Genomic DNA, 21,107 nt, shown 5'->3' on the forward strand with positions numbered 1-21,107 from the left:
TCAAGATATACCAGATTTCGCTAAAAAAGCCGCCAGCCGGCCAAAAAGACAGTGTCACCCTAGCGAACGGCGTCTATAGAAGACAACAAGAAAGCGCGGCCGGGGGTGGCCGCCCACAGAAGCTTGAGGGATCCGAGGGAGCATCGACATGGCAAACGAACGCAAGGCCCGTGCAGGCGGTACAGCCGTCACCGATCAGGAAGCGCTGGATTTCCACGCGCAGGGACGCCCCGGCAAGCTGGAGATCACGCCGACGAAGCCGATGGCAACGCAGCGCGATCTGTCGCTCGCCTATTCGCCCGGCGTCGCGGTTCCCGTGAAGGCGATCGCCGCCGATCCGGCAACGGCCTATGATTACACGACGCGCGGCAACATGGTCGCCGTCATCTCCAACGGCACCGCCATTCTCGGCCTCGGCAATCTCGGCGCCCTCGCCTCCAAGCCCGTCATGGAAGGCAAGTCTGTTCTCTTCAAGCGGTTTGCGGACGTCGATTCCATCGACCTCGAAGTCGATACCGAAGATGCGGACACCTTCATCAACTGCGTGCGCTATCTCGGGCCTTCCTTCGGCGGCATCAACCTCGAGGATATCAAGGCGCCGGAATGCTTCATCATCGAGCAGAAGCTGCGCGAGATCATGGACATTCCGGTGTTTCACGACGACCAGCACGGCACCGCGATCATCGCAACGGCCGGCCTGATCAACGCGCTGGAGCTGACCGGCCGCGACTTGAAGACCACCCGGCTGGTCTGCAACGGCGCGGGTGCTGCGGCCATCGCCTGCGTCGAACTGATCAAGTCGCTCGGCTTTGCGCCCGAGAACATCATCATGTGCGACACCAAGGGCGTGATCTACCAGGGCCGCACCGAGGGCATGAACCAGTGGAAGTCGGCCCATGCGGTCAAGACCGACCGGCGGACGCTGGAAGAGGCGATGGACGGCGCGGACGTCGTGCTCGGCCTGTCGCAGAAGGGCGCTTTCTCCGAAGCCATGATCCGCTCGATGGCGCCACAGCCGATCATTTTCGCCATGGCCAATCCCGATCCGGAAATCACGCCGGAAGAGGTTGCCTCCATCCGTGACGACGCGATCATGGCGACCGGGCGCTCCGACTATCCGAACCAGGTCAACAATGTTCTCTGCTTCCCCTACATGTTCCGCGGCGCGCTGGACGTGCGGGCGACCACGATCAACGAGGACATGAAGATCGCTGCGGCGCGGGCGCTCGCAAGCCTTGCCAAGGAGGACGTGCCCGACGACGTTGCGGCAGCCTATCAGGGCAACCGTCCCCGGTTCGGCGCGCAGTACATCATTCCCGTGCCCTTCGATCCGCGCCTGATCTCGTCGATCCCGGTCGCCGTCGCCAAGGCCGCGATGGAGAGCGGGGTGGCGCAGAAGCCGATCGCCGATCTCGCCGCCTACGGCCACCAGCTTTCGATGCGCCGCGACCCGATCGCCTCGACGCTCGCACGGATCTACGAGCGGGTGCGGCTTGCGCCGAAGCGGATCGTCTTCACCGAGGGCGAGGAAGTGCCGATGATGCGCTCGGCCCTCGCCTATGCCAATCAGAAGCTCGGTACAGCCCTGCTGCTCGGCCGCGAGGACCGCATGCGCGAGACGGCGGCGCGCGAGGGCATCGATCTCGACCGCCCCGGCATCAAGCTCGTCAATGCCCGCATTTCCGATCGCACCGGCGCCTATACGGACTATCTCTATGCCCGCCTGCAGCGGGAGGGTTACCTGTTTCGCGACGCGCAGCGGCTGATCAACAACGACCGCAACCACTTCGCCGCCTGCATGGTCGCGCTGGGTGACGCCGACGGCATGGTGACGGGCATCACCCGCAACTACTCGACCGCCCTCGACGATGTCAGGCGCTGCATCGATGCCAAGCCGGGGCACCGGGTGATCGGCGTGTCGATCGCGCTCTGCCGGGGCCGCACGGTTCTGGTCGCGGATACGGCGGTGCACGACATGCCGTCCTCCGAGGAACTGGCCGATATCGCCGTGGAGGCCGCAGGGCTCGCACGACGCCTCGGCTATGTCCCACGCGTGGCGATGCTGGCCTACTCCACCTTCGGGCATCCGCATGGCGAGCGCTCGGACCGGGTCCGCGAGGCCGTGAAGATCCTCGACCGGCGTCGCGTCGACTTCGAGTATGACGGGGAAATGGCGGCCGATGTCGCGCTGAACATGAAAGCGATGGAGCAGTATCCGTTCTGCCGTCTGTCAGGCCCGGCCACGGTGCTCGTCATGCCGGCGTTCCATTCCGCCTCCATCTCGACCAAGATGCTGCAGGAACTGGGCGGTGCCACGATCATCGGCCCGCTGCTGGTCGGCCTCGACAAGCCCGTGCAGATCGTCTCCCTGACGGCCAAGGATTCCGAGATCGTCAACATGGCGGCGCTGGCCGCTTATAACGCCGGGTAACGCGGGGGCCTTCCCGAACCCCAACGAAAAATGCCCTTCCCGGTCGGGGAAGGGCATGAGATCCGTGAACCCGCGCGATCACGCCTCCTTTTCAGAGAGCGAAGCGGGTGGCGTCGGCGCCGTAGTAATTCAGGTAACGGCCGGCGATGTTGGTGATGGGCAGGACGACGAGAATGTCGGTCGTGCGGAAGGCCTCGTCCACCACGGCACCGTCGCCGACCATGGCGCCGATGCGCAGGTAGCCCTTGATCAGTGGCGGCATGGCGGAGAGGGCGGCACGCGCCTGGATCGCTTCGACCGGCATGAGGTCCATGACGCGGTAAAGTTCCGGTCGCGCTTCCACCTGCCAATCGCCGCTGGCCGGCACCGTGTGATGCAGGAAGGACAGAGCCAGCGCGTGATGTTCCGGAATGGTGCCGGGGAACGAGGCACAGCCGAACATCGCATCGATGCCATGCTTCAGCGCATAGGCCCAATTGCCCTGCCACAAAAGCTCCACGGTCCGCTTGGTGCGATAGGACGGCAGGACGCAGGAGCGGCCGAGTTCCATGAACCGCTTGCCGGGGTGACGGGCGATCATCGGGTCGATCAGGAATTCCGAGGCCGAATAGAACCCCTGGGCGGCGACGGCTACATCCTGTCGCAGCAAGCGGTAGGTTCCGACGATCTGAGCTTCCGACTGTCCGGGAAGCGAGGTGTCGAGCACCAGGAGATGGTCGCAGACGGCATCCCAGCCATCGATATCGCGGCCGATCAGGGCGGCACCGGCCGGGACGCGGGCGCCCATTTCCTCGACGAACACCTTGTAGCGCAGGGCCTGTGCGGCATCGATCTCGGAGGGCGTGCGGGCGATCCGCGTTTCGAGCGGCCCGATGCGTCCGAGCACATCGCTGGCCGGCGCGAGATCGCGCGGCGGGCGGGCCCGAGCAAGGGTCGGGCTCGCCACGGGCACGGACAGGGTGCGCAGAGCCGTCATGGATTCCAGAATTTCGATCGTCATCGCAGATTACCCCTAATCGCGAGCATGCGCCTGCACGTAAACCGCGAACGCTGAGGGAAGAAAACGGGTATTTTCCCGACATTTTCCGAATCACGCCCGGGCTGCGGTGGCAGTCCGCTTCCTGCAGGCCTTTAAGCATGTCACTGCAACAAGACCGTGACAAGGCTTGAGTGGCGATCCTTAGCCGGCAATCAATCGCGTGACCAGATCGATCAGAAGCTTGGGGTCGGCAGGCTTGGCCAGCACCGCATCCGCACCCGCCTCCAGCAAGGCGCGATGGGTTTCCGGTCGGCGGTCGGAGGTCTGCACGATGACGGGAAGCCGGGACGCGGCGTCCGTCGAATGCTCGGACAGTCGCAGCCGACGCAGCGTCGTCAAAGCGTCGCCCGAGGGCATGTTGAGGTCGGTGATCAGAATCTTTGCCGCCGGCTTGTTGCCGGCAGCGTCCGGTGCTTCGCGATCGAGCAGGTCGTCCAATGCGGCAAAGTCCACGACATGGCGAACGGCGTGCCCTGCGCGCTCCAGCGTGCTTTTCAGGATCGCCGCGTTGACCGGATCGTCCTCCCCGAGCAGCACGGTCGGCTCGACCAGCGCAACGGGTGAGGATGCGGTATCCATCTCGTCCCGAAGGATGGGGCGGTTGTCGTTGATGGCGTCGCGAACCTCGATGCCCCTCAGCTGGCCTTTGAGCACCGCCACCAGCGAGCTTTCCCGCAGCGGGCGAATGAGCCAGGCGTGAAAGCCATCCGTCTGATGCAGCGGCTGCTGGATGCGCTCTTCCGGATTGGCCAGATAGGTCCGCCGCAGCGGCAAGGCGTCGAGGTCGGGCCTGTCGTCGCAGATTCTCCGGAACAGGGCGGCACAGCGATGATCGACGATGACATCGGTCAGCCGCGCGGCGCCGTCCGTGTCCGTCGTTGCCTGCAGCAGGTGCTCCGCCTGCCTCAAGGAGGAGACGAGGCGGCAGCGACCGCCCAGCGTCTCGATCGTCGCGGCCAGCGCCTCGGACGCGGGACCTTTCGGCGCGACCAGCAGCACCCGGGAGCTGGAAAGCGTGCGGCTGCGGGCCGGGGCGAGCGACGGGCCGAATGCCTGCAGGGGAAAGCGGATCTCGAAGAGGCTGCCGGCGCCGAGACGGCTGGAGACGGTGATGTCGCCGCCAAAGGCCCGGACGATCCGCTGCGAGATGGCGAGGCCGAGGCCGGTGCCGCCGGCCCGGGAGGCCGTGCTGCCGGCCTGTTCGAACGCATCGAAAATGCGCGCCTGGTCGTCCGTCGTCATGCCCGGCCCGGTGTCCGTGACGCGCAGCACGAGGCTGCCCATCTGCTCGGCGCAGCTGACGAGCACGCCGCCCGTCGTCGTGAACTTGACGGCATTGCCCACCACGTTGAAGAGGACCTGCTTGAGGCGGGGACCGTCGATCTGCAGCGTATCGGGCACGTCTGCCGCGATGGTGGAGGCGATTTCGATGCCTTTGGCGTGCGCACGATGCGACAGCATTTCCACGACGCTCTCGACCAGCGGACGAAGGGTCTGGCGTGTCGGGCGCAGAGCGAACCGCCCTGCTTCCATCGAGGCACAATCCAGCAGATCATCGACGAGCTGCACGAGGTCGTGACCGGACTGGCGCATGCCGGCGAGATAGTTCGCCTGCTGCGGCGTCAGCCGGGTCTGGTCGAGGAGGTCGCTCATGCCGAGAATGCCCGACAGCGGCGTGCGGATCTCGTGGCTGACCGTGGCCAGCAGATGCGATTTCGCCTGGCTTTCGGCCTCGGCTCTTCGCAGCGCCGCCGCGTTGTCGCGCGCCGCACTGACATTGTCGGTGATATCGCGTCCAACGCTGACGATGCGCAACGTGCCGGTTCCGGCCTCGCGCGTCAGCACGTCGTGCCAGTCGAAGCAGCGCGGACCCTCGGGTGTGGGAAAGTCGACCGTATAGCGACCGGAGGTGCCGGCAGGACGCAGCGCAAGCCCGAAGGCCTGACAACATTGCCCCTCGGGCATCGGCGAGCCGGTCAGAGTGCGAAAGGTCTCGTTGGCTTCGAGAATAAGGCCTCTGGAGTCGCGCAGCATCGCCACGTCGCCGAGCGCGTCGTGAAGCGCGAAGCGCGCCGTGCTGGCTTCGCTGGCTTCCCAGGCGCGATCGCCCGAGCCTTCGGACAGAGCGCTGCCTCCGCGACGCCCGTCGCTGAACAGAAGGGCAATGCCGGCCAGGCCCGCAATGGCGAGGCAGAGCGGCAACAGGATCAGGTTTGCCTGCAGGCCTTCGGCAAGAATGGCGCCCGAGGCGAGAAGGCCGACGCCGGCCATGGCAGGGCGGAGAGCTAAAAGACGGGCGCTGCCGGGCGTGATGTCCGTGCCGTCATGCTCGGGAAACGCTGCGCGCGCAGGGAGCAATTCGGGCAGCGCGTCGCGCCCCTCGTCAGGGGTCTGCGACAGGTGCTGGACGATCGTGCGCTGCAGTCTCGAAGGCTCGCTCATGCGCTTTGCCTATCATGCAGCCGTTGGAAATGATTTCAGCCGATCGATTGCATTTTAACGATCGCGCTTTTTTGCCTGCAGAATCTCGTCCAGCACGATCGCGCCGGCCCCAACGGAGATGAAGACATCGGCGAGGTTGAAGACGGCGAAAGACCAGGTCTCGGTGTAGAACAGGATATAGTCGATCACATAGCCGTAGAGAAACCGGTCGACGAGATTGCCGAGCGCACCGGCGATGATCATTGCATAGCCGAGATGGGCGAAGAAGCGGTCCTTCGGCGTCTTGCGCCAGAGCCAGAGCACGAAGCAAACCACCACGAGGCGCATGCCCACGATGAACCAGCCTTCCATGCCGGACAGCATGGAGAAGGCGACGCCGTAATTATAGACCCGGTAGAGCGCCAGCATGGGGATGACGTGAACGGCCTCCTCCATCGGCAGATAGGCCTCCACCGCCTGCTTGATCGCCTGATCGAGCAGGAGCGCGAGAAGGATGAAGATCGCGATCGGCCAGGGGCGCGAAAACAGGGTCGGCCGGCTTTCGGGCGCGGTCGGGGCAAGAGGTGTCCGGCTGTCGGTCATCCGCGATCGTCCAGTGTCAGCAGGTGGCGCCGGGCCTCGAACAGCATGACGCCGGTGGCGATGGCGAGATTGAGCGAGTCCGCGCGTCCGGCCTGGGGGATGCGGGCGAGCTTGTCGGCCTTGGCCGCAAGTTCGTCCGGCAGCCCGGCCTGCTCGTTGCCCATGAGGACGACGACCGGGCGCGGGCGGTAATCGATCGTGCGGTAATCGACCGCCCCGGCAAGATGGGTGCCGACGACCATGACACCGGCCAATTTCTGCCATGCGAGAAACTCGGCCACCGTCGCGCGGAATACGGGCACGGCAAAGACCGAACCCATGGTCGCCCGCACGGTTTCGAGCGAGAAGGGATCCGTCGTCTCGCCGATCAGGATGACGCCGGAGACGCCGGCCGCATCCGCCGTGCGGATGATCGTGCCGAGATTGCCGGGATCGCGCACCCTGTCGAGCGCCACATAGGTCTCGTTCGCCCGCGGCTTGATATCCTTCAGCGTGCCGTAGCGCTGCTCGAACACGCCGACGACCATCTGCGGATTGTCGCGGCGGGTGACGGTGGCGATCACCTTTTCGCTGACTTCCAGCACGAGGCCGCCGCGCGCCACGGTGCGTGCGGCAATGTCGTCCACAGGCTTCTTGCCCTTGGCGGCCTTGGCATAGACCAGCGTGCGGATGGTCCAGCCGAGCTCGACCGCGTCGATGACGAGCTTCAGACCCTCGGCGATGAAGGTGCCGCTCTCGTCGCGCGCCTTCTTCTGGGTGAGCGCACGAATATCCTTGATGATCGGATTGGCAAGGCTCGTGACCTCTTTCACCTGTCCGACCCGGCCCTCGCCGCGTCCAACCTGTCCCCGCGGATTGCCGTTGCTGTAATCGCTGCTCATTTCGGCACCCACCGGCTGAAGAGAGACGTGGACAGCGCCCGGCCGACGCCGGCGTCACCATCCTGTTTGGATCCCGCGTTTTCGCGCAGGATCAGTTCGCCGGATTCGACGACGCCACCACGGCCGCGCATGATCTCGCGCATCAGCTCGTGGATGGAATAGAAGCTCGCCCGGATGGAATAGGCGGTCAGCACGAGACCGCGTGCGTCGTCGGAGAGGAGTTCGCGGCAGATGTCGAGCATGCCGGCGAGATGATCGAACAGGTGCCAGACTTCGCCGTTCGGACCACGGCCGAACTTGGGCGGGTCTGTGAGAATGATGTCGTAGCGGCTGCCGCGGCGCTCCTCACGCTGGATGAACTTCATCGCATCGTCGCAGATCCAGCGGATCGGCAGCGCCTCGGCCCGGCCGAGCGCCTGGTTCTCGCGACCCCAGCCGATCGCCTTTTTCGAGGCATCGACATGCGTCACCTCCGCGCCGGCCTTCGCCGCAATCAGCGAGGCGACGCCGGTGTAGCCGAAAAGATTGAGCACTTTCAGCGGCCGGCGGGCCTCCTCCACCTGCGCCTTCATCCACCGCCAGTGCGCCAGCTGCTCGGGGAAGACGCCGACATGGCGGAAGGAGGTGAAACGGCCAAAGAATTCGGCGTCGAGCAGACGCATCGGCCAGGTCTCGCCGAGCATTTCGCGCGGAAAACGCCAACGACCCATGCCGTCTTCGTCGGTGTCACCGGTAAAGATCGCGTCCGCCCGCTCCCACAGCGGGCCTTGCGACTTCGGCCACAGCGCCTGCGCCTCGGGACGAACGATCGTGTAGGGGCCGTATTGCTCGAGCTTAAGCGCATCGCCGCTGTCGATCAGGCGATAATCCGCCTCCCCCGCTGTCTCCAGGATCACAGGCACGCGCTCTCCCGGCTTGGTCCCGGCGCGCTGGCGCATGGTGACGGGCGCAGAGGTGTCCGCTGACGGCTCTGCCGGCAACGGACGCAAGGTTGCCGGCTGCGGGCGGCTCGACGAACGCTTCCCGTGCGGTTCCTGTCTCAAAGGCTCCTGCTTTGACGGTTTGGCACCGGCGTCCGAGCGCGCCGGGCCGGCGATCGGCGGACCTTTGCGGAACGGACCGGATTTCGGAGGCGCCTTACCGGGCGATCGTCTCTGCTTGTCCTTCAAGGGGCGTCATTTCCCGTTTCTTCAGCGTGTGGCGTGCAAATAGCATCGCAACTGCTCTTGGCAAAGCGGTTTCCGCCCGTAGATTTCGGTGCAAGGCGCGGCCGGGCGGACGTATTTTTCAGGATGGCTGCCGCTTGGCATGAGATCGAGGAGACTATCCATGGACATGACTGGTGAAGAGCGGATCTCCGCCCCGCGCGATGCCGTCTGGGCCGCCCTCAACGATCCCGAGGTGCTGAAGGGCTGTATTCCCGGCTGCACGCTGCTCGAATGGACCTCTCCCACAACATTGGATGCCGTCGTCACGGTCAAGTTCGGTTTCCTGTCCATGGCGTTTTCGGGTGTCATCACGCTCACGAACATGAACCCGCCCGAGAGCTATACGATCTCCGGTGAAGGCAAGGGCGGCCTTGCCGGATATGCGAAGGGTGGGGCGGATGTGCGGCTGGTCGAGGATGGCGAGGAGACGATCCTGCATTACGCCATTGTTGCCGACGTCTCGGGCAAGATCGCAGCGCTCGGATCGAAGCTCGTGCAATCCGGCGCAAACCGGATCGCGAGCCGCTTCTTTTCGGACTTTACGTCCGCCGCCAATGCGAAGGCTGCAAAGGCCTAAGCCCTACTTCTGCTGGGCTGCGATCATCGTCGGGCTGGAGCCTTGAAATGCCGGGCGATCGATCGGCGCGTTTGCGGCCTGCGCCGAAACGATCGCTTCCTGCTGCTGGCGACGCTTTTCGGCCTCCGTGTGCCATTTCAGCGCTTCCTTCGCCTCGACGCGCGAGCGCTTGCGATACTTGCCCTGGCTGAACCAGACGGCGCAGGCACCGATCACGAGACCGAGAATGACGGCGAGAAACAGGAAGACGAAGAACGGCCCCGAGATCGCCAGAACCGTGTCGGACGGATCGAACGGATTGAAGCCGAGCGTGACCTGCTGCCGGTTTGCGACACAGAGCACGATAAGCACGATCCCGAGCGGAACGAGAACGACGATGTTCAGAATTTTGCGCAGCATGCGAGCCGGTCTCCGCGTCTATCAGGGCCTGACGACAAGATGGGCGTCAAACGCGCCGGGTCAAGATCATGCGATCATGTGCTGATACAGCGATCGCGAAATCAGTCTTCGTCTTCCTCATCGACATCCGCGTCGGAACCGGGGTTCAGCCGTTCGCGCAGCTCCTTGCCGGTCTTGAAGAACGGCACCCATTTTTCCTCGACGAAGACGCTGTCGCCCGTGCGCGGGTTGCGGCCCGAGCGGGAGGGTCGGTTCTTGACGGAGAAGGCGCCGAAGCCGCGCAGCTCGACGCGATTGCCCCCCGCCAGCGCATCCGTAATCTCATCGAGAACGGCGTTGACGATGTTCTCGACATCGCGGTGATAGAGGTGCGGGTTTCGAGCCGCCACAATCTGCACCAGTTCCGACTTGATCACCCTCTGCCCCCTCTTGACGACGTTCTTCGCGAGACGCCCGTCATCCGCGGGCTAACGATCGAGATCCTTTCGCGGACCGGACACGCTCTAGCGCGGGTTGCCCCGCGCTCGGCGTCTCTCAATCGCGGCCAACCTGCCAAACGGAAACGAGACCGTCAAGAAACAACTTGTCCTGCGCCAGATTTCCCGAAAACGGAAAACCGTCAAATCCCAACGATTTGGCAAAGATCGCGGCCAGCGAACCCAGCCCGAACGGCAGTCCCGTCTCCGGCTTTTCCCAATCGACGATCGGCAGGGTGTCGGCCACGTTGCGGCTCTTGAGATAGTCGCGGATCTCCCGCTCGCCGCCGAGCTCGTCGATCAGTTTCAGATCGACCGCCTGGCGTCCGGTGAAGATACGGCCGTCGCCGAGGCGCAGGGCTTCCTCACGCGAAATCTTGCGACGTTCCGCGACGAGATCCACGAACCAGGCGTAGCTGTCGTCGATCATCGACTGGATCACGGCCTTTGCCGCATCGCTCGGCGGATGAAACGGCGATGGCTCGGCCTTCAGCGGCGCGGACTTGATCTCCTCGAGCGAGACGCCGAGCTTGTCGAGCAGCGTCTTCACCTGCGGATACTGGAACAGGACGCCGATGGAACCGGTGATGGACGTATCGCCGGCAACGATCCGGTCGCCCGCAATCGCAACCATGTATCCCGCGGACGCCGCCAGGGTCCGGACGTCGGACACGACAGGCTTCTTTTCCGCCACCTTGCGGATGGCGTCATAGAGCGTCTCGCCGCCATAGGTGGAGCCGCCGGGTGAATTGATGCTGACGATCAGGCCCTTGACCTGGTCGGCCTTGGCGATGCGGTCGAGACGTTCGAGCAGCTCGCGATCATCCAGAATAACGCCGGACACGGTGATGCGTGCAACCTGACTTGCGCCGAGCACGCCCGAGCGCGACTGGGCGATGCCGACATAGACGCCGATGCCGACGAGCACGATGAGCCCGATGGCCACGAGGCGCCAGAAGCCCAGCTTGCGACGCAGCTGTCGCCGATCGACGAATGCGAGAGGATCCATTCCATATTTCCCTGTTCAGCGCGCAGCAGCAAAAGCCGGCACCGGATTTTCCGACGACGACTCCTACTGCATATTCAAGCGAACCGGTATCGGCGTATGGGAAAAAATCCGTCGCCACGGACGGGCGCGCGTGCTGTTTCCGACACGCCACGCTAACGCTTGCAGACCCGATCGACAAAGAATTCCACGTATCCATTGTATGGCGACATAAAAATCTCCATATTCACGCATCTTGACACCATCGGCCGACGACGTCTGGACCCCGACGTCGTCTGACCCCTGGACTTACGGAACCGCTCATGGCGAACGATGTGCATTTTCCCGGCGCCCTGCCGCATACGGGGCCGACGGTCAACGACGCCTATGAACGGGCGGCCAGACACTCGCGTCGCGTGAAGCGGCTGAAGATCGTCCTGCCGATCGTCGCCGTCATCATCGCCATCATCTTCGCTGCCGTTTCCATCATCCGCACCATGCTGCCGGAGGAACTGCACATCGAGAACGCGACGATCGAGAACGGCAAGATCGTCATGCAGAACCCTGCGATATCCGGGCGCAACAAGCAGGACATCAGCTATTCGATGAAGGCCGAGCGGGCCCTGCAGGATATCGCCAATCCCGACCTGATCACGCTGGAGAAGATCCATGCGGAAATGCCGGTTAACGACAAGACGATCGCCACCGTGGATGCGACGAGCGGGCTCTATGATCGTGGCGGCAATACCCTCGACATGAACGCGCCCTTTACGATCTCCATGAACAATGGGGTCATCGCCTATTTCCAGGCCGCCTATCTGGATATCAATGCCGGCGAGATGCGGAGCCAGAAGCCCATCGCCATTCGGATGTCCGGTGGGTCGATTGTTGCGCAAGAGATGAGAATGACGGATAAAGGGCGGGTAATCTCCTTTGAAGGCATGGTGAAGGTCGTCGTCGAGCCGAGCACCATACGCAAGAACGCAAATTAGGACCCGGTGCAGCCCATGTCGACCCTCCCTGCCTCCCCTCTCCGCCATGCCTCCCTTCCCCGCCGCAGCCTTCCGCTCGCCGGTCTCCTCGCCTCTTCGCTCGCCTGCCTCTGCCTGACCTTCATGCCGGCCATGGCCCAGCAGAAGAGCCGGATGAGCGGCATGAAGCTCTCCAACGATCAGCCGATCCAGATCGAGAGCGACAAGCTGGAGATCAAGGATCCCGAAAGCAAGGCGATCTTCACCGGCAATGTGAAGGTGGTTCAGGGCGCAACCACGCTGCAGGCCGGCAACATGGTCGTCTACTACAAGTCCGGCGGCGGCTCGATTTCGGGCGGCAATGCCGAGATCGACCGGATCGAGGTCGACAACAAGGTCTTCCTGCAGTCGGGAACGCAGCAGGCGACGGCCGACAGCGGCCAGTTCAACATGGCGGCGCAGACACTGGTGCTCAAGGGCAAGCAGGTGGTGCTGTCGGAAGGCAAGAACGTCTTCAGCGGGTGCCAGCTCAACGTGCATATGGAAACCGGAGAGGCACAGCTGGATTCCTGCGGCGGCCGCGTCCAGATCCAGCTCGATCCGAAATCCCAGAAGACCAACTGACGCAGCCCCAGACCGTGAACATTCCTTTCAAGCGCAAGCGCGGCGCCGAGCCCGCCGTTCCGTCCTTTGCCAAGGACCTCGGCACCGCCGTATTCGACGACAGAACGCCCGAGGACAAGGCCCGGTACGACGGCACCCTGATCGCCCGGGGCCTGACCAAGAGCTATCGCGACCGCAAGGTGGTGGGTGGTGTGTCGCTCGTGGTGCGCCGCGGCGAAGCGGTGGGACTGCTCGGCCCGAACGGGGCCGGAAAGACCACGTGCTTCTACATGATCACCGGCCTCGTTCCCGTCGATGAGGGCACGATCGAGATCAACGGCAACGACGTCACATCCATGCCGATGTATCGACGGGCGCGGCTCGGCGTCGGCTACCTTCCACAGGAAGCCTCGATCTTCCGCGGACTTTCGGTCGAAGACAACATTCGCGCCGTGCTGGAGCTGCATCAACCGAAGCGCGCGGCACAGGATGCCAAGCTGAATGCGCTGCTCGACGAGTTCAACATCGCGCATCTGCGCAAGGCGGCGGCGATTTCGCTCTCGGGCGGCGAGCGGCGGCGGCTGGAAATTGCGCGCGCGCTGGCGACGGACCCGACCTTCATGCTGCTCGACGAGCCCTTTGCGGGCGTCGATCCCATTTCGGTCGCCGATATCCAGGCGCTCGTGCGCCATCTCACCTCCCGCGGCATCGGGGTGCTGATCACCGACCACAACGTTCGCGAGACGCTGGGCCTGATCGACCGCGCCTATATCATCCATGCCGGCGAGGTGCTGACGCATGGACGCGCCAACGATATCGTCAACAATCCGGACGTACGCCGCCTCTATCTCGGCGACAATTTCAGCCTGTAGACCCCAGAGAGCGGCGAGACGACGGTCCTGGTCATATGGCACAGGATCGTCCGCCGCATCGCCCTTGACGCATCCTTTGGATTGCGCGACGCTCGATCCTGACGTTGCCGGCGCACCCCGTGCGACATCCGCATACCGGTACGCCCCGGTCGTCGCGGGGAGACGGACAAAGCACGTCCCTGCCGCTGGCGACGGCACCCAAGCTTCGTATGCGGCAATCTTATCAATTTTATTACAGCCGCTTGACCAAACCTCCGTAATAAGCAATTTTCGGGCCAGTTGACGAAGTCAGGCGAGATTTCGCGTCGAGGCGAAGATCGTGCCGGACATCCGGAGCGTTGCGCGTCATCTTCACGATCTCGACTTTGCTCCATGCTTTAAGCTGATGCAGAGGTCGCCGTGCCGCTTCCGGTCCGCGCGATGTCTGACGTAGGGGAGTTTTGCGTTCATGGCACTTTCGGCCAGCCTGTATCTGCGCCAGTCCCAAAGCCTGGCCATGACGCCGCAGCTGATGCAGTCGATCCAGCTGCTGCAGATGACGCATTTCGAACTGACCCAGTTCATCGAGCAGGAGGTCGAGAAGAACCCGCTTCTCGAATTCGTGTCCGAAGCCGAACAGCCGAGCGACAGCGCCCGCGACGACACGTCGCCGGACCATCGCGACTCGGAAGATTTTTCCGGACTGACCGATGTCTATGACGGCACGACGCGCGACGACGCGCTGCGCATGAGCGAGACGCTCGACGCCAATTTCGAAAACGTCTTCCCGGATGACACGGCACCGCAAAGGGCCGATGCGCCGGAACTGCTCAGCCAGTGGAAATCCATGTCCGGCGGGGGCGACGGGGAGACGAGCGACGGCTACGACCTCGAGGACTTCGTCGCCAACCGGCTGACCTTGCGCGACGTGCTGAACGAGCAGCTGTTCCTCAGCATCCACGGCGCCCGCGACCGGATGATCGCCCAGACATTGATCGACCAGCTCGACGATGCAGGCTATCTGCATGCGGACACGGCCGAGATCGCCGAGCGGCTCGGCTGCACGGCGCCCGACGTCGAAGCCGTGCTCGGCACGCTGCAGCGCTTCGATCCGCCCGGTGTCTTCGCCCGCAGCCTCAGCGAATGTCTGGCGATCCAGCTGCGCCAGAAGAACCGGCTGGACCCGGCCATGTCGGCCCTGATCGGCAATCTCGAACTGCTGGCGCGACGGGATTTCGCGACATTGAAGAAGCTCTGCGGCGTCGATGAGGAGGACCTGATCGATATGCTCGGCGAGATCCGCAAGCTCGATCCGAAACCCGGCACGAGCTTCGAGATGACGCCCTGCGAGGCGATCGTGCCGGATATCGTCGTTCGCGCCGCGCCCGACGGCACCTGGGCGGTGGAGCTGAACCCGGAAACGCTGCCGCGCGTGCTCGTCAACCAGGTCTACTACACGACGGTGGCGCGGCATGCGCCCAAGAACAGCGGCGACCATGCCTTCCTGTCGGAGTGCCTGCAGACGGCCAACTGGCTGACGCGAAGCCTCGACCAGCGCGCCAAGACCATCATGAAGGTGGCGACCGAGATCGTTCGCCAGCAGGATGCCTTCCTCGTCAACGGCGTCGATCACCTGCGTCCGCTCAATCTCAAGACCATCGCCGATGCGATCAAGATGCATGAGTCGACGGTCAGCCGCGTCACCTCGAACAAATATATGATGACGCCGCGCGGCCTGTTCGAGCTGAAGTATTTTTTCACCGTGTCGATCGGCTCGGCGGAGGGCGGCGACGGCCATTCGGCAGAGTCGGTTCGCCACCGCATCCGCAACATGATCGTGCTGGAAAGCCCGGAGGCCGTGCTGTCGGACGACGACATCGTGGAGATCCTGAAGACGGGCGGCGTCGAGCTCGCGCGCCGGACGGTCGCAAAATATCGTGAAGCGATGAATATCCCTTCCTCAGTGCAGCGGCGGCGCGAAAAGCGCGCCATGGCAAAGGTTTCCGCCTAGAGGCCGGACGGGAACCGCGTGCAGTGCAGCACGGAAACACGCGCAGGCTGTTCAGCATTCATTGACATTTTTTAGCGGCAAGCTTATAGGGCGCGCCGACAGTCATGATTGATAGGCTTCTTTTCCCCCTCTCCCGGACATCGTCGATCACGCGCAAAGTGAAAACGGCTGCGTGAAAGGCTTGGAGGTGGAAGGCGCTTGGAATAAACTGGGTGCGCAAATCATGAAAGAGAGGAAACTCCATGAGTGTGCGTGTATCCGGTAAACATATGGAAATCGGCGAGAGCTTTCGTCTTCGTATCGAGGACCAGATCGCTCAGGCGGTCACCAAGTATTTTGACGGAGGGTATTCGAGCCAGGTCACGGTGGTGAAGTCGGGACCGCGTTTCAGCGCGGACTGCATGATCCATCTGGACACGGGCGCCACGTTGCATGCGAACGGCGAGGCCACAGAGCCGCAAGCCGCATTCGACGCGGCATCGGAACGGATCGCAAAGCGCATTCGGCGTTACAAGCGCAGGCTGAAGGACCACCATAACGGCAGCGGGCATGCAGGCCTGGAAGTCGCCTACACGGTCATGGACTCCGTGCCGGATGAAGAGGACGAACTGCCGGAGGATTACGCACCGACGATCGTTGCGGAAAGCTCCAAGCAGATCCGGACCATGTCGGTGGCGAATGCCGTCATGGCCCTCGATATGACGGACAATCCGGTGCTGATGTTCCGCAACCCCGGCAACGAGGAACTGAACATCGTCTATCGCCGGACGGACGGAAATATCGGCTGGATCGACACGGCCAGCATGAAGAACTGACGAAGATGGACGGAGCGCCATGTTCGGATCGTCACGACGAGGCGGTCCGGGCCGGCGTATGAGACAGACACGGACCTGACGGAACCCTTCGTTCCGCAGTGTCTGATCAAGAGAAGCGAGGCGGCGCGCGACAAGCGGCCGCCTCGTTGATAGACGGTGGTCGTCGGGCGCGGGGATGAAGCCTGGCGAGCATCGAGGGAAATAGGCCGCAGAGCCGGCACGTCGTGCCGTCCGACGCGGCCCTGTCAACAAGGTACAAAAAAATGGCTTTGGCAGGTCTGCTGCAGCAAGATGCGATCTTTCCGACCCTTCGGGTGCAGTCCAAGAAGCAATTGCTTCAGGAACTGGCCATCAAGGCTTCCAAGCTGACCGGCCTGCCCGAGCGTGAGATCTTCGACGTCATCCTGCAGCGGGAGCGCCTGGGCTCGACGGGCGTCGGCAACGGCATCGCCATCCCGCACGGCAAGCTGCCCGGCGTGACCGCCATCGTCGGCATTTTCGCGCGGCTGGAAACGCCCGTGGATTTCGAGGCGCTCGACGACCAACCCGTCGATCTCGTGTTCCTGTTGCTCGCGCCGGAAGGGGCCGGTGCCGACCACCTCAAGGCCCTCTCCCGCATCGCCCGCGTGCTGCGCGATCCCGACATGGTCGCCCGCCTGCGCGGCACCGAGTCGGCCTCGGCGATCTATACCTTTCTCAGCGACGACCAGACCTCCAACGCGGCTTGACGCGCCACGCCGTTCGACCGGATCTTTTCCGCCTGCCTCCCAAGTTGATATCGACAGAACCCGGCGCCCGGTGAATACTCCCGCTCAGCAAACGGGAGATGAGACGGCATGGCAGGAACAGGTTCGGGACGATTGGCGGGCAAGATCGCCCTGATCAGCGGCGGTGCCGGCGGCTGCGGCCTTGCCGCGTCGGAACTCTTCGCCCAGGAAGGCGCGAAGGTCGGCATCGTCGATCTGCCGTCGAGCCGGGGCGAAGAGGTTGCCGCCGGCATTCGCGCCGCCGGCGGCGAAGCAGTGTTCGCGCCTGCGGACGTGTCCGTCTCGGCCGAGGTGACCGCTGCCGTCGAAACCTTGCAATCGGCGTTCGGGCCCATCACCGTTCTGTTCAATCATGCCGGCATTCTCGCCGTCGGGCCGTTTCTCGAAACGGATGAGGACGAATGGGACCGGCTGATGGCCGTCAACGTCCGCTCCATGTTCCTGATGACCAAGGCGGTTCTGCCGGGCATGATCGCGGCGGGCGGCGGCAGCATCGTCTCGACCTCCTCGATTTCGGCCGTCGCCGCGACGCCGATGGAGGTGCTTTACGACACGACGAAAGGCGCCTGCCACATGTTCGCCCGCGCCATAGCGGTGGAATTCCGCGATCGTAACATCCGCTCCAACGCCGTCTGCCCGGGTTTCATCGCGACCGACCATGGCAAGCGCGAACTGGTGGGCCTGGCCAAGTACGGCATCGACGTCTCGGACGCGGCCATCGCCGCGCAGCAGGGGCGTCTCTGCGAACCGATCGAAGTGGCGCGCGCGGCCCTGTTTCTGGCCAGCGACGAGGCGAGCTTCATCAACGGCACCCATCTGTTTGTGGATAATGGCTTTACGGCCGTGTGAAAGGAACCGTCATGGACAGCAGGACTTCGCGACAGGCCGGCGGCCTCTGGCGCAACTGGGTGGGAAACCAGGCCTGCATCGTGCGGGCCCGGGGTGCGCCCGGCAGCGAGGCGGAGCTGGCAGAGATGGTGCATGCGGCAACCGCCGAAGGCATGGCGGTTCGCTGCGCCGGCTCCGGGCATTCCTTCACGCCTGTGGCCCTCACCAGTGGCCTGCACCTGACGCTGTCGGGCATGCAGGGCGTGACGGGCATCGACCGCGAGCGCAAGCGCGTCTCCGTCGCGGCGGGAACGACCATCAATGCGCTCGGCAAGGTGCTGAAGGAAAACGGCCTCTCGCTGATCAACCAGGGCGATATCGACAGTCAGGCGCTGGCCGGCGCCTTGACCACGGGGACGCATGGCACGGGCGCGACGCTCGGCAACATGGCGTCGCAAATCGTCGGAATGCGGATCGTCCAGCCGGACGGGAGCATCCTGATCGCGGATGAAAGCAATCCGGACCTCCTGAACGCCGCACGGGTTTCGATCGGCATGCTGGGCGTGATCTCGGAGATCACCCTGCAGGCGATGGACAGCTACCGCCTGCACGAGACGCTCTGGCGCTGCAGCTTTGACGAATGCATGGAGCAACACGACGAACTTGCGGCCAGGCATCGTCACTTCGGGTTCTTCTGGTGCCCGGTTCCGGAAAGCCGGCACTGCTACTGCCTGCCGGACACCGCCTCGGTCTCCACGAGCACGAGCCTTTCCGATGTGTGCGAGATGAAGATCATCGACATCACGGACGCAGACCCGATGGAAGCGGGATTCGAAAAGATCGCCTATTCCTCGGAGATCTACCCGATCGAATATGTGCCGAATTTCCACGAGCTGGAATATGCGGTCCCCGTGCGATACGGCAAGGAGGCTTGCCGGGCGGTGCGCGAGCTCATGCTCACCAAGCATCCGACCTGCATCTACCCGATCGAATACCGGTTCACGGCCGGCGATCCCGGCTGGATCAGCCCATTCTTCGAGCAGGATTCGATCACCCTCTCGGTGTCCGGGCAGCCGGGAACCGACTACTGGTCCTATCTATCGGATGTCGACGCGATCCTGCGGGCGTTCGGCTCGCGGCCGCATTGGGGAAAGCTGCATTTCCTGACCGGCGACGACGTGACGGCCCTTTACCCCCGCGCCGGGGACTTCCGCGCCCTGCGGGAGAAGCTCGATCCCGGCGGGTCCTTTCTCAACGACCATCTGCGGCAACTCTTCGGGTAGTCCGCTCGAAAGAGGACCTGCGTCACGCGGAGCGCGTTGTCTCAAAAAAAGGGCCGGGAAGAGAGTTCCCTCTTCCCGGCCCTCGGTTCTTCATCGAAGCCTTTAGCTGGCCGAGGCTTCGCCTTCGACCGCCGCCGTCTTCGGCCCGCCCTTGGCAACGCCGACCATGGCGGGGCGCAGCACGCGTTCGCCGATCGTGAAGCCGGCCTGGACGACCTGGACGACCGTGTTGTGCGGCACGTCGGGATTGGGAACTTCGAACATGGCCTGGTGGAAGTTCGGGTCGAACTTCTGCCCTTCCGGCTCGAGCTTGCGGACGCCATGCCGCTCCAGCGCCGAGAGCATGGAGCGTTCGGTCAACTCGACGCCTTCGATCAGCGTGCTGAGGCCCGCATCGGCCCCGGCCCGCACGTCGGCGGGAATGGCATCGAGCGCGCGGCGAAGATTGTCGGATACGGCGAGCATGTCGCGTGCAAAGCCTGCGACGGAATAGGACTTGGCGTCCTTGACCTCGCGCTCCGTGCGGCGGCGCAGATTGTCCATGTCGGCGGCCAGACGAAGGTAGCGATCCCGGAAGTCGGCCGCCTCGGCGCGGGCGGCCTCCAGTTCGACGGATTCGGCCTGCGTCGCCTCGTCGGCGTCCTCAAACATGTCTTGCACATCTGCCTCGGCCGGCGTGACGATTTCTTCCGCCGGCTTACTGGCTTCGGCACCGTGTTTGGTCGTTTCGTCGGTCATGACGTCTCCGCATTCAGGATCGTTTCGGGATTTGATGCCGATATCGAGGTTCGGGCGCCAAAAATCAAGGGTTGTCGCGCCCGACGGCCCGCTGCCGGGCATCATCTGTTCTGGCTAACGTGAAAGGCGCGACATGAGCTGGGCCGTATAATCCACCATCGGCACGATCCGCGCGTAGTTCAGCCGCGTCGGGCCGATGACGCCGACCGCGCCGATGATCCGGTCGTCTCCATCCCTGTAGGGCGCAACGATGAGGGACGAGCCGGACAGCGAGAACAGCTTGTTCTCCGAGCCGATGAAAATCCGTACGCCCGGCCCGGTTTCCGCCAGGCTCAGCAGTTCGATCATGCTGTCCTTCTTCTCCAGATCATCGAACAGCATGCGAAGCCGGTCGATGTCCTCGGCGCCGGCCAGACCTTCGAGAAGATTGGCGCGCCCGCGAACGATCAGCTGGGTCGGGTTCTTGTCTTCGGCATCGCCGCCGGACCAGCTGGCAATGCCACGCTCGACCAGATCCTGGGAGAGAACGTCAAGTTCCGTGCGCACGGTTTCCTTGACCTTCTGCAGCTGTCCGCGAACCTCCGCGAGCGTCTGGCCCGCCAGATGCGCGTTCAGAAAATTCGCCGCCTCGGTCAACTGCGAACTCGTGACGCCTGCCGGAAGCTCGATGATGCGGTTCTCAACCTGATCGTGCTCGCCGACCAGCACCGCCAAAGCCTTGGTGGGGGCGAGGCGCATGAATTCGACATGCTTGAGGACCGGATCGTTCTTCGCCGTGATGACCAGGCCGGCGCCCCGCGACATGCCGGAGAGGACCTGGCTTGCCTCGTTGAACAATTGCTCGACCGGCCGGTCGCGATCGCCCCGCCGGACCTGCCTGTCGATGGAGGCCCGGTCTTCGGCCGAGAGATTGCCGACCTGCATGAAGGCATCCACGAAAAACCGCAGCCCGATCTGCGTCGGCAGGCGGCCGGCGCTGACATGGGGAGAATAGATGAGGCCGAGATCTTCCAGATCGCTCATGACATTGCGGACCGAAGCCGGCGACAGCGACATCGGCAGGAGCCGCGACAGACTGCGGGACCCAAGCGGCTCGCCGCTGTCGAGATAGCTTTCGACGATGCGGCGAAACACCTCGCCGGAGCGCTCGTCGAGGGCCGAGAGCCTGTCGCGCATTGCCGATGTCAGCGCCGCCTTGTCAGCAGATCGTTCGTTCTGTG

Annotated in this window: 19 protein-coding genes and 1 pseudogene; 10 read left to right on the top strand and 10 right to left on the bottom strand. The window is 63.9% G+C overall.

Features of this window, described 5'->3' with window-relative positions; genetic code table 11:
* The first annotated feature begins 148 nt into the window (after positions 1-148).
* The gene (locus tag C8J36_RS11155; protein ID WP_062595267.1) at positions 149-2,431 is read left to right on the top strand and encodes an NADP-dependent malic enzyme; all 2,283 of its coding nucleotides are present in this window, start codon (positions 149-151) and stop codon (positions 2,429-2,431) included.
* A gap of 91 nt (positions 2,432-2,522) precedes the next feature.
* On the opposite strand, the gene C8J36_RS11160 is transcribed toward C8J36_RS11155, so the two are convergent.
* From C8J36_RS11160 to C8J36_RS11180, 5 genes are all read right to left on the bottom strand, one after another.
* Positions 2,523-3,431, bottom strand: a complete 909-nt coding sequence (locus C8J36_RS11160) for a GNAT family N-acetyltransferase (RefSeq protein ID WP_132534832.1) — start codon at positions 3,429-3,431, stop codon at positions 2,523-2,525.
* A 180-nt stretch (positions 3,432-3,611) separates the two neighbouring features.
* Positions 3,612-5,912, bottom strand: coding sequence for an ATP-binding protein (locus C8J36_RS11165; RefSeq protein WP_245506524.1), 2,301 nt, complete (start codon positions 5,910-5,912; stop codon positions 3,612-3,614).
* A 54-nt stretch (positions 5,913-5,966) separates the two neighbouring features.
* On the bottom strand, positions 5,967-6,494 hold the full coding sequence (gene lspA, locus C8J36_RS11170) for a signal peptidase II (RefSeq protein WP_132534834.1): 528 nt from the start codon (positions 6,492-6,494) through the stop codon (positions 5,967-5,969).
* A complete protein-coding gene (locus C8J36_RS11175) occupies positions 6,491-7,375 on the bottom strand; it encodes an RNA methyltransferase (RefSeq protein WP_132534837.1) in 885 nt (294 codons plus the stop codon). The genes lspA and C8J36_RS11175 overlap by 4 nt, the downstream gene beginning before the upstream one ends.
* Positions 7,372-8,364: a class I SAM-dependent rRNA methyltransferase gene (locus C8J36_RS11180; RefSeq protein WP_245506531.1), complete on the bottom strand. Its 993-nt coding sequence runs from the start codon at positions 8,362-8,364 to the stop codon at positions 7,372-7,374. The genes C8J36_RS11175 and C8J36_RS11180 overlap by 4 nt, the downstream gene beginning before the upstream one ends.
* Positions 8,365-8,704: 340 nt before the next feature.
* On the opposite strand from C8J36_RS11180, the gene C8J36_RS11185 reads away from it, so the two are divergent.
* On the top strand, positions 8,705-9,160 hold the full coding sequence (locus C8J36_RS11185; protein ID WP_132534839.1) for a carbon monoxide dehydrogenase subunit G: 456 nt from the start codon (positions 8,705-8,707) through the stop codon (positions 9,158-9,160).
* 3 nt (positions 9,161-9,163) lie between these two features.
* Here C8J36_RS11185 and C8J36_RS11190 read toward each other — a convergent pair whose 3' ends face one another.
* The 3 genes from C8J36_RS11190 to sppA form a co-directional block, all read right to left on the bottom strand.
* Positions 9,164-9,559: a hypothetical protein gene (locus C8J36_RS11190; RefSeq protein ID WP_062595272.1), complete on the bottom strand. Its 396-nt coding sequence runs from the start codon at positions 9,557-9,559 to the stop codon at positions 9,164-9,166.
* Between the two features lie 101 nt (positions 9,560-9,660).
* Entirely contained in the window at positions 9,661-9,975 is a 315-nt protein-coding gene (locus C8J36_RS11195) for an integration host factor subunit beta (protein WP_062472306.1), read from the bottom strand.
* A 118-nt stretch (positions 9,976-10,093) separates the two neighbouring features.
* Positions 10,094-11,044 carry a signal peptide peptidase SppA gene (sppA, locus tag C8J36_RS11200; protein WP_132534841.1) on the bottom strand — a complete coding sequence of 317 codons (951 nt, stop codon included), beginning with the start codon at positions 11,042-11,044 and terminating at the stop codon, positions 10,094-10,096.
* A 299-nt stretch (positions 11,045-11,343) separates the two neighbouring features.
* Between sppA and lptC the strand changes: the two genes are divergently transcribed.
* The 8 genes and pseudogenes from lptC to C8J36_RS11240 all read left to right on the top strand — a co-directional run bounded on the left by lptC (position 11,344) and on the right by C8J36_RS11240 (position 19,149).
* A complete protein-coding gene (gene lptC / locus C8J36_RS11205; RefSeq protein ID WP_132534843.1) occupies positions 11,344-12,012 on the top strand; it encodes an LPS export ABC transporter periplasmic protein LptC in 669 nt (222 codons plus the stop codon).
* Between the two features lie 15 nt (positions 12,013-12,027).
* Positions 12,028-12,615 (top strand): LptA/OstA family protein, encoded by a 588-nt coding sequence (locus C8J36_RS11210; protein ID WP_062595275.1) that lies wholly within the window; start codon positions 12,028-12,030, stop codon positions 12,613-12,615.
* Between the two features lie 119 nt (positions 12,616-12,734).
* Positions 12,735-13,466: pseudogene (gene lptB / locus C8J36_RS11215) on the top strand (LPS export ABC transporter ATP-binding protein); the annotation flags it as partial.
* Between the two features lie 448 nt (positions 13,467-13,914).
* Positions 13,915-15,456, top strand: coding sequence for an RNA polymerase factor sigma-54 (gene rpoN, locus C8J36_RS11220; protein WP_132534845.1), 1,542 nt, complete (start codon positions 13,915-13,917; stop codon positions 15,454-15,456).
* Between the two features lie 242 nt (positions 15,457-15,698).
* Positions 15,699-16,271 (top strand): ribosome-associated translation inhibitor RaiA, encoded by a 573-nt coding sequence (raiA, locus tag C8J36_RS11225; RefSeq protein ID WP_062595279.1) that lies wholly within the window; start codon positions 15,699-15,701, stop codon positions 16,269-16,271.
* 263 nt (positions 16,272-16,534) lie between these two features.
* Entirely contained in the window at positions 16,535-16,999 is a 465-nt protein-coding gene (gene ptsN / locus C8J36_RS11230; protein WP_062595280.1) for a PTS IIA-like nitrogen regulatory protein PtsN, read from the top strand.
* A gap of 108 nt (positions 17,000-17,107) precedes the next feature.
* Positions 17,108-17,887, top strand: a complete 780-nt coding sequence (locus tag C8J36_RS11235) for an SDR family oxidoreductase (RefSeq protein ID WP_132534847.1) — start codon at positions 17,108-17,110, stop codon at positions 17,885-17,887.
* A gap of 11 nt (positions 17,888-17,898) precedes the next feature.
* Positions 17,899-19,149, top strand: a complete 1,251-nt coding sequence (locus tag C8J36_RS11240) for a D-arabinono-1,4-lactone oxidase (RefSeq protein ID WP_132534849.1) — start codon at positions 17,899-17,901, stop codon at positions 19,147-19,149.
* A 102-nt stretch (positions 19,150-19,251) separates the two neighbouring features.
* On the opposite strand, the gene grpE is transcribed toward C8J36_RS11240, so the two are convergent.
* Positions 19,252-19,887 (bottom strand): nucleotide exchange factor GrpE, encoded by a 636-nt coding sequence (grpE, locus tag C8J36_RS11245; RefSeq protein ID WP_132534851.1) that lies wholly within the window; start codon positions 19,885-19,887, stop codon positions 19,252-19,254.
* 114 nt (positions 19,888-20,001) lie between these two features.
* The gene (gene hrcA / locus C8J36_RS11250) at positions 20,002-21,063 is read right to left on the bottom strand and encodes a heat-inducible transcriptional repressor HrcA (RefSeq protein WP_132534981.1); all 1,062 of its coding nucleotides are present in this window, start codon (positions 21,061-21,063) and stop codon (positions 20,002-20,004) included.
* Positions 21,064-21,107 lie beyond the last annotated feature (44 nt).

The organism is Rhizobium sp. PP-F2F-G48, from assembly GCF_004342335.1.
Classification (GTDB): Bacteria; Pseudomonadota; Alphaproteobacteria; order Rhizobiales; family Rhizobiaceae; genus Ferranicluibacter.